The organism is Sphingomonas sp. Leaf343 (genome assembly GCF_001423765.1).
GTDB lineage: Bacteria > Pseudomonadota > Alphaproteobacteria > Sphingomonadales > Sphingomonadaceae > Sphingomonas.
In genome coordinates this window covers 333829-348545 of the sequence record NZ_LMPG01000001.1, presented here as the reverse complement: position 1 = coordinate 348545, position 14717 = coordinate 333829, and the positions used below count along the sequence as shown (strand labels likewise).

The window sequence follows — 14717 nt, the reverse complement described above, 5'->3', positions numbered from 1 at the left end:
CCCGCCGCCACCGCAAGGGCAGCAGCCTTCGGTGACAACCTTGCATGACTTCGTGTCAGGTTTTGTTGACATCCACGCACCTCACCGGCATAGAGTCATGGTCACCTGACATCCGGTCAGGCGATGCTGACAACGAGAGGTTGCATGGCAGGGAAGGACGACATGAAAAATCGTCTCAAGGTGCTCAGGGCCGAACGCGACTGGAGCCAGGCGGAGCTTGCCGGGCGGCTCGACGTGTCGCGTCAGGCGGTCAATGCGATCGAGACGGGGAAATACGATCCCTCGCTCCCGCTCGCTTTTCGCATCGGACGCCTGTTCCAGATGCGGGTGGAGGAGATTTTCGATGACGAACATCAGGACGCCTGAGCCAGCCTGCCGACGGGGCGGCGTGATCGTGCGGGCGATCATGGGCATAATATTTGGCGTGGCGCTGGCTCTGTCGCTCTACGCACCCGACCGGATCGACTTCGGCCGGCTGACGCTGGGTTGCGAGGGATCCTGCGCGGTCACGGCATCGTGGACGCGGCAGGCCGTTCCGATCGTCAGCATCCGGATGCAGGTGGGACGATGACAGGCAAATCCTATCTCATATCACCCAGCGTCCGGGCCAACCACCGCCTGCTCGTGCTGTCCGGCGCGATCGGCGGCGTGATCGGGCTGGCGATGGCGCTGATCCTGCTACGTAACGGCGTGCCGAACGACGATCCGGGCGCGCTGTTGACGATGCCGCTGCCGCGCTGGTTCGCCGTTCTGGTCGCGCTGATCTGGGGGATCGGGATGCCGATCGTCAGTTGGCGCTGGGAACGCGTGGTCGACGAGCATGAGCGGCGCGCCTATCGCGACGGGGCGGTTGCGGGCTTCTATGTCATGGGCCTCGGCGCTCCGGTCTGGTGGTTCCTGTGGCGGGGCGGCATGGCCCCGGCCGTCGACGCCGTCTGGCTCTACGGGGCCACGATGACGGTGACCGGTCTGGTCTGGCTGTGGCGCAAGCATGCCTGATTCATCTTCCCACGGCTAAGGGCGATCCCCATGAAGACTCTCATGAAGACGACCCTGACATCGCTGGCTCTGGCGCTGGCCCTTCCGGCCTGCGCGCAACAGGCTCCCACCCCGCCCGCCGCGAAGGCGGATGCCGATCCCGCATTGTGGGTGGTGAAGGACGCCGACACGACGATCTACCTGTTCGGCACGATCCACGTGCTGAAACCCGGCATGAGCTGGTTCGACGAGGCGGTGAAGACCGCGTTCGACCGATCGGGGGAGGTCGTGCTGGAACTGGTGATGCCCGATCCGGCGAAGATGCAGGGGCTGGTCGCGTCGACCGGCCTCGCCCCCGAGGGGACGCCGCCGCTGACCGAGCGACTGCCCGCCGACAAGCGCAAGGCGTTCGGGAAGGCGGTGGTCGATCTGGGCCTGCCCGCCAACGCACTGGACCGGTATCGGCCATGGCTGGCCGCGACGCAGCTGTCGGTCGCGCCGCTGTCGAAGCTGGGATACGACTCGGCGAACGGCCCCGAAGAGGTCATCACCGCCGCCGCCAGGACCGCGGGCAAGCCGGTGACCGGGCTGGAAACGGCGGAGCAGCAGCTCGGCTATTTCGCCGGCCTGTCGGACAAGGCGCAGCTCAAGTTCCTCGAAAGCACTGTCGACGAACTGCCGACCGTCGAGAAGCAGATGGCGCGGATGGTCGACGACTGGGCCAGGGGGCGGCCCGACGATCTGGCGAACGAGATGAACGACAGCCTGAAGGATTCACCGGAGGTGGCGAAGGTCCTGCTTACCGATCGCAACACGCGCTGGGCGGAGTGGGTGAAGGCGCGGATGGAGAAGCCTGGAACGGTGTTCGTTGCGGTCGGCGCGGGGCATCTGGCCGGGCCGGAGAGCGTACAGGCGCAGTTGCAGCGGCTGGGCGTGAAGGCCGAACGCGTGCCCTACTGAGCTCTGAAATCCTCTCCGTATCGGGGAGGATTTCAGAGTCCGATTGCCTTTAATCCGCATTTCCGCTAGGCGCGCCCGCTTCCGGCCATCACCATCCCTGGAGGCGTGGCGCGGAGAGACACACTGTTTTCGGAGACGTTACATGAGCGAGACCATCACGCTCGCGGCCGAGACGCGTGACCGGGTTGGCAAGGGAGCCTCCCGGGCACTGCGTCGCGACGGCCGCGTGCCCGCCGTCATCTACGGCCTCGGCAAGGAGCCGACCGCGATCCACCTGGAAGAGAAGGCGCTGAACAAGGCGCTGTCGACGGGTCACTTCATGAACACGGTCGTGATGGTCGCCGGGCAGCGCACGCTGCCCAAGGACGTCGCCTTCCACCCGGTCAGCGACCGACCGACGCACGTCGACTTCCTGCGCATTTCCGAGCATTCGACGGTCACCGTCGCGGTGCCGGTCGTGTTCACGGACGAGGACGAGTGCCGCGGCCTGAAGCAGGGCGGCGTGCTCAACATCACCCGCCACGAGATCGAGCTGGTCGTCGACGCCGCGGACATCCCGGCGGAACTGACCATCTCGCTCAAGGGGCGTGAGATCGGCGACGCGATCCACATCAGCGACATCACGCTGCCGAACGGCGCGACGCCGGCGATCGAGGACCGCGACTTCGCGATCGCCACGATCGTGCCGCCGACCGTCCCGACCGCCGCCGACGAGGCGCTCGACGCCGAAGTCGCCGAGGCGCAGTCGGAAGAGGCCGCAGCCGAGGCTGCTGCCGAAGCGGCCGAAGAGGCTGGCGACGAGGATACGGCGGAGGGCTGATCCCCTTCCCGTACCGACGTTCGGGGGCAGGTGGCGGCAACGCCCCCTGCCCCTTCGTCGTTTATCGGGACTGAGCTCCTCCCCTCAGGGGTAGGCTTGGGATGCCTCTCCCCCGGGGCGGGTCGCCCGCGGCACCGCCCCACCCCCAGCCCCTCCCCTGAAGGGGAGGGGAGAATAGAAGGTATGACGAATGCAGGTCTGGGTCGGGTTGGGCAATCCGGGGCCGCAATATGCGATGCACCGGCACAATATCGGCTTCATGGCGGCAGACGCGATCGCCGCGGTCCACGACTTCGGTCCGGTCAGGAAGCAGTTCCAGGGCTGGACGCTGGAAGGCCGGGTCGGGTTGCAGAAGGTTCTGCTGCTGAAACCCGCGACCTTCATGAACGACAGCGGCCGGTCGATCGGCGAGGCGCTGCGCTTCTACAAGCTCGGCGTGGAGGCGCTGACGGTGTTCCACGACGAGCTCGATCTCGCGCCGTTCCGCGTCAAGGTGAAGACCGGCGGCGGTGCGGCCGGGCATAACGGCCTGCGCTCCACCGACCAGCATCTGGGGCCGGACTATCGCCGCGTCCGGCTGGGCATCGGCCATCCGGGGCACAAGGATCGCGTCACCGGCTACGTCCTCGGCAATTTTGCGAAGGCGGAGCTGGATACGCTGTCCGACATGCTGGGCGCGGTGGCGGCGGAGGCATCGCTGCTCGCCGCCGGCGAGGACGTGCGCTTCGTCAACGATGTCGCGCTGCGGATGACGCCGTAACCTGTAAATGATAGTCGGTCGCAATTGCGCCATCGGTTGCTTTTGATAGTCTGTCGCAAACAACTATACTGTTATTGATACCAGCTATCATCTTGCATGAGAATAACTCGCAACGGTGATTTGTTGTTGTCTTGGGAACTTTGCGGACGTACTTGCCGTTCTGTCATCAAGATTACGACTACAGGAGCAGTTCTCATGGCCCTCACCACCGCTGGCGTTGCCGCCTGTGCCAAGTGCAAGTTCTTCGACACCGAGGCTTCGGGCGAGCAGCTCGGCCTGTGCCGCTACAACCCACCGATCAGCCAGCCGAGCGGCGACACCGCCGGCGTCTGGCCGAAGGTTGAGGCCAGTGACTGGTGCGGTCACTTCGAAGCGGTCGCCGCCTGATCGACCCTCGGTGGGCGATCCGCTCGCCGGTCGATTACCGAAAACGCCGGTCGCGAAAGCGGCCGGCGTTTTGCGTTATTCTTCGTCATGCCAGGTTCGTCCCTGCATCCACGGTGCCGGAGGCGCAGCAGGCTTTACGTCGGGAAACGGTGGATGCCGGGACAAGCCCGGCATGACGGAAACTATCCCTATAGCAACTTGGCCAACCTCACCGGCAGAAACCCCTGCGCATCCACGCCGACATCATATTGTCGGGGCATGGGCTTCAGTCGCCCGTGACTATGTCCGTGCAGGTTGATCGCACCGCGATGCTGGCCATTCCAGCTGCGGAACGGATAGTGGCACAGCACCAGCCGCCTCCCCTCCCCCTCGATCTCGGCATAATCGCGCACGCTGGCCCAGCCGGGAACGTCGCCGATCTCCGCCGGATCGTTATTGCCGCGGAGCAGGTGCTTCGTGCCGTGCAATGCCGCCAGCAACGCGGGCAGGTCCGCCAGCCGGCGACAGACATCGCCCAGATGCCAGATCGTGTCGGTCGGCCCCACCGCGGCGTTCCAGTTCGCGACCAGCACCGCGTCCATCTCCGCCACGCTTGCGAACGGGCGACGCTGGATGTTGATCGTGCGGTGGTCGCCGAAATGTGTGTCGGCCGTGAAGAGGACCGCCAGGATCAGGTCCAGTAGAGGATGCGTGCGTTCGGCAGGTCGCGGGCGATCCGCGCTTCGAAGAACGCGCGCAGTTCTCGCATCGTCGCAGCGTCGTAGACGTGCTTGATCGACCCGAACTTGGTTCGCTTCTCGGACCGTTGCGCGCCGCTCATGTCGAGCGACGAACCGGGATACCAGCTGTCGAGCACCGCCTTCGATCCCGGCGTATAGCGGTGGGTGATGAGTTCGATCGTCAGGTCCGGCGCATTCCCGAGCAAGGCGGCGGCTTGCGCGATCAGTTCGCCATATGCCTGCTCCCACCCCTCGGCCGCGATGATCGGCGCGATCGTCAGGCCGAGCGGATAGCCGGCGCGCCCCATGCCGGCGAGCGCGGCGAGCCGTTCCGCGACCGGACTGGTGCCGCCCTCGAACCGCGCGAACCAGGCGGGGTTGATCGAAGCGCGCGTCCGGGTGCGGCCACGATGATCCAGCGTAAGAAGCGGATCGACCGCGGCGAACTTGCTGGTGAAGCGAAGCTGCACATCGGCATCCCACGCCCCAAACCACGTGATCGTCGCCGACAGCGACCCGGTCAGATGCTCCAGCGCGAGCGGATCGGTGTAGCAACTCGCCTCGAACGTGGTGCCTTCATGCGCTCGGGCGGCGGAGCGTGAGGTGACCGCCCCCTGTCCCAGCCGCGGCGGCAGTTCCGCCCATATCTCCGGCAGGTTGGCATAGACGCGGGTGATCGGCGGCCCCTTCAACGATCCCGCCAGATAGCAATAGCTGCAATGCGCCGGGCATCCCTCCGCCAGATCGATGCGCCAGTCGGCGGACGGCGCGATGGGCTGCGGGCGGCGCTTCGACGGCGGCGCGACGACGATCGCCAGCGTCTGCTTGGCGAGCGCATAGGCGGCGCGCGGGTCGTCGGGCTGGGTCAGGCTCAGGCGATCGGTTGCGAGACGTTCGACCGCGATACCCAGCGCCTCGACCCGCGCGACGATCGCGCGGCCATGATCCCATTCCAGCGCGGATCGCGTCGCCACGACCCGTCTGGGACGCCAGAGGCGGGCGGAAGGTTCGGAGCGGGCAAGGACGGTCGCCATATGCCGGAAACGCACGAGCACGCGGTCGGAAGCATGGATGTCGGCGATCGGCTTCCTATGTGGTTGATGACGATGGCCTCCACACCGCTCATCCTTGCATTCGGCGACAGTCTGATCGCCGGTTACGGCCTGAAGCCCGACGAGGGTCTGCCCGCTCGGCTTCAACGGCGTCTGTGCGCGGATCATCCGGGAATGGAGGTCGTGAATGGGGGCGTGTCCGGTGATACGACCGAGGGGGCATTGCGGCGGCTGCCCCGCGTGTTGAGCGGTTTGCCGGCGCGGCCCGATCTGGCGCTGGTGCAGATCGGGCCGAACGACGTGCTGCGCGCGGTGCCGCCAGAGCGGATGCGGGCGAATCTGGAGGCGATCCTGGCGGAATTCGAACGCTGTGCCATCCCGGTGCTGCTGGCGACGGTCGCCGCGCCGCCGTTCCTGATGCAGCGGACGAAGACTTATGCCGGCATCCACGAAGCCGTGGCGGCACGGCACGGCGCGACGACCTGCCCGTTCTTTCCGCCGGGTGTGCTGGGTCATCCCGACATGGTGCTGTGGGACCGGGTGCACCCCAATGCGCGCGCGATCGCGCTGGTGGCGGAGCAGCTTGCGCCGGCGATCGAGCGGGCGTTGATCCTGCCGGCCTCGACGGCGAGGTAGCACCTTCCCCTCTGTCTCCGTCAGGGGGACAGGGTGGCGACCGCCCTCGCGTCGGGATCGTCGCGCAATGCCAGCGACAGGCTGGTCGGCGGCGTGGCGGCGGGCGGCAGGTCGATCGTCGTGCCGGTGAAACCGTCCGGCACCGCCGTCCGCTCCGGACCGCCGGTGCCGACGTCGCGGATCAGGAACAGGTTGCTGCCGCTGACCGTGCAGCGCACCGGATCGCACGCGAAGCCGCCGAGCGTCGGCAGCCGGACGAGCGTCGCCAGCTTCTGCCACTCGCCGGTGGCGTCGCCGCGCTTCAGGCGGAAGCGTAGCGGGCCATAGGCGGAGGGGCCGAGCGCCGTGCCGGGCGAGACGGTGGCGACCGCGACCTGCGCGTCCTGCAGGCGGAGCGGTACGGTCGTCGTCAGGCGATCGTCCGCGGCGGCGATCTCCACCGTATCACCGGGCGAGAAGCGGCCGGCGGTGCGGAGCGAGAAGGTCAGGCGCGCGTCCTGCGCGATCAGGTCGGCGCCCTCCAGTCGCAGCGGCATCGGACCGGGAGATGCGGCGCGCTCCACGGATTTGGCGACGAGCGACGCCTGCGGTCGCGGCGGCGCGACCTTTTCCGTACATGCGGCCTTGTCGCCGAGCGCGAAGGCCGGGCCATCGAACGGCGTGAAGCCCCAGATGCCGTGCAGCACGCCGGGCGCGGCGGTGTCCACGTCGGGCGGCGCGCTGCCGGCGAGGACGTAGCCACCCTTTGCGGCATCGACCGCGACCGGCAGGTCGATGCTCGCCCCGCCCGCCTTGCGCACGCGCAGCGCCATCCCTCGTGGATAGTCGGTCGCGAACACCAAAGGCGCACCGCTGACCGGCAGCACCACTCCGGGCCGGTAGAGGCATAGCGCCGCGTTGGTCGCGGGCTGGAGCGGCGGCAGTTTCGGCGCGGACACCGGCGGCAGTGCGACGACCAGTACCGATTGCGGCCGGCGGAAGGACGGCACGGCATTAAGCAGCAGGTCGGTCGCGCCGCTGCGCTGCTCGCTGAGTGCGGGAATGAACTGCAACTGCGCCGACTGGAACGCGCCGAAGATGCGCGCGAGGTCGCGGACGACGCCGATATAGGGGCTGTAATAGCCGTATCCGCCTTGCGGCGTAGCGCTGAGTTGCAGGGCGAGGTCGACCGGCGCACCCGCCAGCGTCTCCGCGATCGAACTCGTCTGGCTGTCGGCGAGGACGACGGCGTTGCTGCTCTGCGTCAGGCAGGCTGCCTGCGTATCCGCCTGACGCAGCAGGCAATTGGTATCGAGCTTCACCGCGAGGCTTTGCGCGAGTTGCGGCGAAACCTCCGCGATCCGGGTCGCGTCGTAGCGGTGGATGCCGTCGAGGAACGCCGCCAGCCGCGCACGATCGAGCATCGCCTGATTGAGTTCCTGCGACGCGCGCACGAACGCGCCGGGCCGGTCGCGGACCGCCGCCGTCACCGCGCCGATCGCACCGCCGATGTCGGGAACCAGAAAGACCAATGCCTGCTCCGCGCCCTTCGGCACGACGGTGTCGATGATGGCCTTTTTCGGCTGCCACGTCTCCGCCTGCGTCAGCCAGTCCTTGGGCGGCGGGTTGGTCGCACCACGCAGGAAGGCGAGCACCATCAGATAGTGTGCGCCCTGTTCCGGCGGCAGATCGACCGCCACGCGGATACGGTCGCCTGCGGTCAGGTTAGGCACCTGCGACAGCGGCAGCGTGACGCTCCCGTGCCTGACCGAGACCCGGAGAGTGGGGCCGACGAGATCGAACTGCCCGGTCTGCGCGGCGGCGGGCCCGGCCGCAGTGACGAGGGCGGCCAGCACCGCGATGACGGTAAACAGATGCCGGATCATGGCCTTGGCGGAAGCGGGTACTGACACGGGTGCTGCTGTAGCTTGACGCAGGCGTGTCGCCAAATCGCGTGGATCAATACACCCTCTCACCCACCACGTTGCCGGTCGGGCTGTACCGGCACACCAGATATTCGTCGCGATCATCGCCGGCCATCGCGCAGCCCATGCGCTGCGAATTGCGCCAGACGATCTGGGCATAATGGCTGGCGTCCTGATACCGGCCGGTACGACTATAGGCGGGCGTGACGCCGTTGACGAACGCCTGCCGCTCGTCGAGCCAGTGGCCCAGCATCTCGGCATAGGTGTAGGCGCGGGTCGTGCCGGTCCACAAATTCTCCCCCTCCCGCGTCGGCCCCCTCGGCTGTTCGGCATGCTGGAACCGGCCGGTGTACGTCATCTGCCGCGCATAGGCGCGGGCGCTGGTCGCGAGATTCTCGTCCCACGTCAGCAGGGGCAGGCCCAGCGTGGCGCGCTCGGCATTCTGGCCGTCCAGCATCGTCGTCCGCAACAGCGCCGCGCCGCGCGGGGCCGGTGCGCTGTCGATCCGCCGTTCCACCACGCGCGGCGGACCGTCCGCGCAGGATGCGAGCATCAGCAGCGCCGCAATCCAGAGCTTTCCACGCATCCCTCGCATCTCCATAGACCCATCCGATGACCGCACCCGATCTGGCCCTCTACGTCCATTGGCCGTTCTGCATATCGAAATGCCCCTATTGTGATTTCAACAGCCACGTCCGCGATTCCGTCGATCAGGCGGCATGGCGCGACGCGATGCTGGCGGATCTGGCGTATGAGGCGGCGCTGACGCCGGGCCGGCGGCTGGGATCGATCTTCTTCGGCGGCGGCACCCCGTCGCTGATGCCCCCCGCCACCATCGCAGCGGTGCTGGCGGCGGCGGAGCGGGCGTGGGGCTTCGCGGACGACGTAGAGATCACGCTGGAGGCGAACCCGTCATCCGTCGAGGCGGCGCGTTTCGCCGATCTGGCGAGCGTCGGGGTCAATCGCGTGTCGCTGGGCCTGCAATCGCTGCGGAACGAGGCGCTGCACTTTCTGGGCCGTGCGCACGACGTGGACGAGGGGCTGGCGGCGCTCGCGACCGCGCAAGCTGCCTTCGCACGCGTCAGTTTCGACCTGATCTACGCGCTGCCCGGACAGACGATGGGCGAATGGCAGGCGGACCTGACCCGGGCGCTGGCGCTGGGGACCGAGCACCTGTCGCTGTATCAATTGACGATCGAACCGGGCACGCGCTTCGCCACCGACGCGGCGGCGGGGCGGCTGACGATCCCCGATGGCGACTCGGCGGCCGACCTGTACGAGGCAACACGGGCGATGACGGCGACGGCGGGGCTGCCGGCCTATGAAACGTCGAACCATGCCCGTCCGGGCGCGGAGAGCCGCCATAATCTGACATACTGGCGCTATGGCGATTATGCCGGCATCGGGCCGGGCGCGCACGGACGGCGCGGCACGCTGGCGACGGTGCGCCACAAGAAGCCGGAAAACTGGCTGGGCGCGGTCGCGCGCAACGGCCACGGCGCGCAGGTCGAGGACCCGCTCACCCCCCATACCCGCGCGGTCGAGGCGCTGCTGATGGGCCTGAGACTGGCGGAGGGCGTGGACCTGTCACGGATCGCGGCGCTGGCGGGCGGCTTCGCTCCACTGGACTGGCGCGCGATTGAGCGGCTGTCGGCGCTGGGGCTGATCGTCGCGACACCGGATCGGCTGCGCGTGACCGGAGCGGGAGCGCTGCTACTCGACGCGATCCTGACCGAGGTCGTGGAAACGCGCGTCGTCGCCTAGCGCAGACGGCATGCCGTCGACACCGCCAGTCCGTTGCCAAAATCGCGGCAATCCCAGCGCGGGTCGCGGGCAAAATCCGGATTGCGGGGAGCATCGCCCAGATGCGGCGTGTTCGCGACCCACAGGATCACCGTCCCCGCTGCATGGCCCGCCCGCGCAAGGACATGGCCGCTGGCATTGACATGGGCGGGCACGATGATCTGGCGCACGGCGACGCGCCGCCCCGCGCGATCGAAGAAGAAGCGCGCGACCTGCGCCATCCGGCCGGTGTCGGACCGTTCGGCGTCGGGGTCGCTCCACACGAACACCAGTTCGCGAACGGGCTGCTGCATCAGCCATTCGCTGGGGCGTTCCAGATTGAACGAATGGCGCTGATCCGCCTCCTGCGCGCCGAGGGACGAGCCGACCAGCCCCACCGCGCCGACGATCATCGCGAGGAACGCCGCCGCGACGGCCGGTGCGTTGAAGCGAAGCGCCCACCGCGCCCAGACCGCGACGCCGAACAGCAGGGCCGGACAGGACGGCAGCAGATAACGAGGCGCGAAACCGGGACGATAGACGCCGATCACGAAGAACAGCAGCACCGCGACGACGCCACTGATACCCAGCCACGCCTCCGGTGACGGGTTGAGGCTCAACGACCCGCCGAACCCCGACCGGCCTCTCCTCAATCGCTCGACCAGCGTCCACAGCATCGCCGCGACGCCGATCCCGGCGAACAGTGGCGTTCCCGCAAGCACGCCGGGCAGGCTGACGATGCTGGACCACGGGATCGTATAGCTGCTGCCGACATAGCCGCCCGTGAACCGCAGCACGAACGGCAGATGCACCGCCATCCATGCGAGCAGGACGGCGAATGGTGCCAACGCGGGCCAGGTCGCCAGCGCGCGCCGCGGCCGCGTGCCGACGACGATCAATCCCTGCACCAGCCCGATCAGCAACGCCCAGTAGTGCGTCAGTCCCATCGCCGTCGTGATCGCCGTCCAGATCAGCATCCGCGACGTGGTCGTGCGGCGCATCGCCGCCACGAAGGCGATGCCCTGCGCCGTCGCCTGGAACGCCAGCAAGGAATACGGCCGCGCATCGCTCGACAGGATCGGGGCCGGCAACCACAATAACGACGTACAGGCCCAGAGCAGGCGGATGTCGCGATCCGGATGGCCGCGCCACAGGATCATCGCCGGCACCGCCAATGACAGGATCAGGCTGGGCAGGCGCAACGCCACGTCGCTGGTCCCCGCGACGCGCGCCCACAGCCACAGCGGCGCGTAGAACAACGGCCCGGTCAGTTCACCGCGCAACCAGACCCATAACCCCGCCAGATCGCGTTGGCTGGCGATCACGCCGGTGAAGGTCTCGTCGAACCAGAGCGGCGCCTGCCGGTTGAACAACAATCGCGTCGCAACACCGAGCACCAGCGCCGTCGCGAGCAGCGCCGGCCGCCAGTGCCGCGCCGCCGCCTGCTCGGCGACGAGGACGAACCGCGGCGTGCGGACGGCAGAGATGCTGGTCGCCATGATACCCGCTTACGGGCGAGCGGTGTGCGAATGGTTAATGCAATGCGAATGGTGAGGGTCGCCAATCCCTCCGTCATTGCGAGCGCTGCAATCCTACAAGAAGTTGTACGGGTCAACATCCACCGTCACGCGCGCCTTCGCGGGCCATTCCAGTCCGCCCAGCCATCCGCGGATCACATCCTGCACATCGAGCGCCCGGCGGGCATGGACGAGCAAGCGATATCGGTGCCGCCCGCGCAGCATCGCCAGCGGCGCGGGCGCAGGGCCGTAGACGTGCATGCCGTCTACCTTCGGCGCGGTCCGGCCGACGAGGCGGGCGATCTCCAGCGCGCAGGGCTGATCCTCCGACGACACCACGATCGCGGCATAACGGCCAAACGGCGGCGCGCCCGCCTCCCGCCGGGCTTCCGTCTCCGCGGCGTAGAAGGTTTCGGCGTCGCCGGTAATCAGCGCCTGCATCACCTGCGCCTGTGGGCTGTGCGTCTGGATCAGTACGCGGCCGGGCTTCTCCCCCCGGCCCGCACGTCCCGACACCTGCCGGATCTGCTGGAAGGTACGCTCGGCGGCGCGCAGATCGCCGCCCTCCAGTCCGAGATCGGCATCGACTACGCCCACGAGCGTCAAATTGGGAAAGTGATATCCCTTGGTGACGAGTTGCGTGCCGACGACGATGTCGATGTCGCCCGCCTCCATCCGGCCGACGAACTCCGCCGCCTTGGCGGGCGACCAGATCGTGTCGCTCGTCACGACTGCGGTCTTCGCGTCCGGGAATAGCAGCGCCACCTCGTCGGCGATGCGTTCGACGCCGGGGCCGCAGGCGACCAGCGTATCCTCGCCCTTGCACTCCGGGCAGGCGCGCGGGACGGGTTCGACATGGCCGCAGTGATGGCACGCCAGCCGCCGCGTCAGCCGATGTTCCACCATCCACGCGGTGCAGTTCGGGCATTGGAAGCGATGGCCGCACGTTCGGCAAAGGGTCAGCGGCGCATAACCGCGGCGGTTGAGGAACAGCAGCGATTGCTCGCTCCTCTCCAGCGTCTCGGTCAGCGCGGTGACGAGGCGGGGTGCGAGCCAGCGTCCCCGCTCCGGCGGCTCCGCGATCAGGTCGATCGCGGCGATGTGCGGCATCTCCGCCGGGCCGTAGCGGTCGGGCAGCTTCAGTTCGGCGTATCGGCCAAGTGCGACCTGTTGCCGCGTCTCGATCGCGGGCGTCGCCGAGGCGAGGATCACCGGGCATTGTTCGAACTTGCCGCGCATCACCGCCACGTCGCGCGCGTGATAATGGACGCCCTCCTCCTGCTTGAAGCTGGTCTCATGCGCCTCGTCGACGACTATCAGGCCGAGATTGGCGTAGGGCAGGAACAGCGCCGAGCGCGCCCCGACCGTCACCAGCGCGCGGCCCTCCGCGATCGCTCGCCACGCGCGGCGGCGCTGGGTCGAACGCAGGCCGGAATGCCACGCGACAGGTTCGACGCCGAACCGGTCGTGAAATCGCTTCAGGAACGGCTCGGTCAGCGCGATCTCGGGCAGCAGGACCAAAGTCTGGCGACCCTGACGGATCGCCTCCGCCACCGCCTCGAAATACACCTCCGTTTTCCCCGAACCGGTGACGCCGTCGAGCAGCGTCGGCTCGAACCTGTGGTCCGCGACCGCGGCGACGAGCGCCGCGGCTGCTTTGGACTGGCCGGAGTTGAGCGTGGGGACGGCATGATCTGGATCGGGCGGGACGAAGGGGCTGTCGATATCGACCTCGACCGCCTCGATCGCGCCCGCCTTGACGAGGCCGCGGATGACGGCGTCGGACACGTCGGCGATCGTCGCCAGTTCGCGGATCAGACCCTGTCGGTCGGCGATCCGCTCTAAGGCCTGCTGGCGCTGCGGCGTCAGGCGTGGGGGCACCTCGCCGGTCGCGCGATATTCGGTGACGGTCCGCGCTCCTTCCAGCGCCGAGGTGGAGGCGAGACACATGCGCAGCACCGACGCGGGGCTGGCGAGGTAGTAATCCGCCGTCCACTCCACGAGCCGGCGGAGCGGCGCGCGCAGCGGCGGCACGTCGGCGACGGCGAGCAGGTTGCGGAGGCGATTGTCGCCGACCTCCGCGTCGGACGGCATCCGCTCCGGCTCCCACGCCACGCCCAGCAACTGGCGCGGCCCTAGCGGCGCGACCACGATCGATCCGGGCTCGACCTCGGTACCATGCGGCACGCGGTAGTCGAGCGGGCCCAGAGCGGCATTGAGCAGGAGGACGCGGGCGCGGGTCATGCACCAGTCATATGGCGACGGATCGACTCGCGCGAAAGGCTGGGCGGTGGCAGGGAGAGGGAATGGAGTTGCCCTTCCCCCTTGCCGAAGATTGGGCCGCGCATCTGGCGCGCGATCGGCGGCGGTCGGAGCATACGGTCAGGGCGTACCGCGCCACCGCCGTGCGGCTGCTGCGGTTTCTGGGTGAACACTGGGGCGGTGTGGTGACGCAGGAGGCGCTGGGCGGCGTCAGCGCGGCCGACCTGCGCGCGTTCCTGGCGTGGCGGCGGACTGACGGGCTGGGCAACGCCTCCGCCGCGCGCGAACTGTCGGCGGTGCGTGGATTTCTGGCCTTCGCGGGTGCGGACGCGCCGCGTCTACGCGGGCCGAAGGTGGCGAAGGGCGTACCGCGGCCGGTCGCCCCCGCCGATGTTCTCGCGCTGGCGGGCGAGGTCGCGGACGATGCGAGCGCACCTTGGATCGGCGCGCGCGACTGGGCGGTGCTGCTGCTGCTGTATGGCGCGGGGCTGCGGATCGGCGAGGCGATGGCGCTGACCGCGTCGGTGCTGCCGCTGGGCGAGACGCTGACCGTGACGGGCAAGCGCGCCAAGACCCGCGTCGTGCCGTTGCTGCCGCAGGTGCGGACCGCGATCGACGACTATGTCGCGCAGGTGCCGTGGCGGCTGGACCGCGACGCAGCACTGTTCCGCGGCGCGCGCGGCGGTACCCTGTCAGCGGGGGTGGTCCGGGCGGCGGTGCAGCGTGCGCGCGCCGGTCTGGGGCTGGGGGAGCGGACGACGCCGCACGCGCTCCGCCACAGTTTCGCGACTCACCTGCTGGGACGCGGCGCCGACCTGCGCGCGTTGCAGGAGTTGCTGGGCCATGCCAGTCTGTCCTCGACGCAGGTCTATACCTCGGTCGATGCCGCGCACCTGCTCGACGTCTACCGCAACGCCCATCCGCGAGCGTGAGGGAAGAA

The 14717-nt window shown here is 68.5% G+C and carries 16 protein-coding genes; 10 read left to right on the top strand and 6 right to left on the bottom strand.

From position 1 onward, the window contains the following. Window positions 1–162: 162 nt before the first annotated feature. The 7 genes from ASG07_RS01450 to ASG07_RS01420 all read left to right on the top strand — a co-directional run bounded on the left by ASG07_RS01450 (window position 163) and on the right by ASG07_RS01420 (window position 3905). On the top strand, window positions 163–366 hold the full coding sequence (locus ASG07_RS01450; RefSeq protein ID WP_055842787.1) for a helix-turn-helix transcriptional regulator: 204 nt from the start codon (window positions 163–165) through the stop codon (window positions 364–366). Beyond that, window positions 344–571: a hypothetical protein gene (locus tag ASG07_RS01445; protein ID WP_156361690.1), complete on the top strand. Its 228-nt coding sequence runs from the start codon at window positions 344–346 to the stop codon at window positions 569–571. The genes ASG07_RS01450 and ASG07_RS01445 overlap by 23 nt, the downstream gene beginning before the upstream one ends. Beyond that, a complete protein-coding gene (locus ASG07_RS01440; protein WP_055841183.1) occupies window positions 568–999 on the top strand; it encodes a hypothetical protein in 432 nt (143 codons plus the stop codon). Before ASG07_RS01445 ends, ASG07_RS01440 begins: the two co-directional genes overlap by 4 nt. Window positions 1000–1029: 30 nt before the next feature. Next, window positions 1030–1938 (top strand): TraB/GumN family protein, encoded by a 909-nt coding sequence (locus ASG07_RS01435; protein WP_055841178.1) that lies wholly within the window; start codon window positions 1030–1032, stop codon window positions 1936–1938. A gap of 142 nt (window positions 1939–2080) precedes the next feature. Next, entirely contained in the window at window positions 2081–2758 is a 678-nt protein-coding gene (locus ASG07_RS01430) for a 50S ribosomal protein L25/general stress protein Ctc (RefSeq protein ID WP_055841175.1), read from the top strand. Between the two features lie 190 nt (window positions 2759–2948). Beyond that, the gene (gene pth / locus ASG07_RS01425; RefSeq protein WP_055841172.1) at window positions 2949–3518 is read left to right on the top strand and encodes an aminoacyl-tRNA hydrolase; all 570 of its coding nucleotides are present in this window, start codon (window positions 2949–2951) and stop codon (window positions 3516–3518) included. 195 nt (window positions 3519–3713) lie between these two features. After that, complete coding sequence (locus ASG07_RS01420) at window positions 3714–3905, top strand: hypothetical protein (RefSeq protein ID WP_055841169.1); 192 nt, start codon at window positions 3714–3716, stop codon at window positions 3903–3905. Between the two features lie 188 nt (window positions 3906–4093). Here ASG07_RS01420 and ASG07_RS01415 read toward each other — a convergent pair whose 3' ends face one another. Then, the gene (locus ASG07_RS01415) at window positions 4094–4486 is read right to left on the bottom strand and encodes a metallophosphoesterase (protein ID WP_236694544.1); all 393 of its coding nucleotides are present in this window, start codon (window positions 4484–4486) and stop codon (window positions 4094–4096) included. Between the two features lie 89 nt (window positions 4487–4575). After that, a complete protein-coding gene (locus ASG07_RS01410; RefSeq protein ID WP_055841166.1) occupies window positions 4576–5658 on the bottom strand; it encodes an SPL family radical SAM protein in 1083 nt (360 codons plus the stop codon). A 66-nt stretch (window positions 5659–5724) separates the two neighbouring features. Here ASG07_RS01410 and ASG07_RS01405 point away from each other — a divergent pair, with 66 nt between their 5' ends. Next, window positions 5725–6312 carry an arylesterase gene (locus tag ASG07_RS01405; RefSeq protein WP_236694477.1) on the top strand — a complete coding sequence of 196 codons (588 nt, stop codon included), beginning with the start codon at window positions 5725–5727 and terminating at the stop codon, window positions 6310–6312. Window positions 6313–6332: 20 nt separating this feature from the next. Here ASG07_RS01405 and ASG07_RS01400 read toward each other — a convergent pair whose 3' ends face one another. Continuing rightward, window positions 6333–8177: a hypothetical protein gene (locus ASG07_RS01400; RefSeq protein ID WP_055841160.1), complete on the bottom strand. Its 1845-nt coding sequence runs from the start codon at window positions 8175–8177 to the stop codon at window positions 6333–6335. Between the two features lie 73 nt (window positions 8178–8250). Next, the gene (locus tag ASG07_RS01395) at window positions 8251–8802 is read right to left on the bottom strand and encodes a CAP domain-containing protein (RefSeq protein ID WP_156361689.1); all 552 of its coding nucleotides are present in this window, start codon (window positions 8800–8802) and stop codon (window positions 8251–8253) included. 26 nt (window positions 8803–8828) lie between these two features. Here ASG07_RS01395 and hemW point away from each other — a divergent pair, with 26 nt between their 5' ends. After that, a complete protein-coding gene (gene hemW / locus ASG07_RS01390; RefSeq protein WP_055841157.1) occupies window positions 8829–9980 on the top strand; it encodes a radical SAM family heme chaperone HemW in 1152 nt (383 codons plus the stop codon). Here the strand turns inward: hemW and ASG07_RS01385 are convergent. Further along, the gene (locus ASG07_RS01385; RefSeq protein ID WP_055841155.1) at window positions 9977–11497 is read right to left on the bottom strand and encodes a glycosyltransferase family 39 protein; all 1521 of its coding nucleotides are present in this window, start codon (window positions 11495–11497) and stop codon (window positions 9977–9979) included. The genes hemW and ASG07_RS01385 overlap by 4 nt on opposite strands. Before the next feature lie 93 nt (window positions 11498–11590). Beyond that, a complete protein-coding gene (locus ASG07_RS01380; RefSeq protein WP_055841153.1) occupies window positions 11591–13759 on the bottom strand; it encodes a primosomal protein N' in 2169 nt (722 codons plus the stop codon). 62 nt (window positions 13760–13821) lie between these two features. On the opposite strand from ASG07_RS01380, the gene ASG07_RS01375 reads away from it, so the two are divergent. Further along, on the top strand, window positions 13822–14709 hold the full coding sequence (locus tag ASG07_RS01375; protein WP_055841150.1) for a tyrosine recombinase XerC: 888 nt from the start codon (window positions 13822–13824) through the stop codon (window positions 14707–14709). Window positions 14710–14717 lie beyond the last annotated feature (8 nt).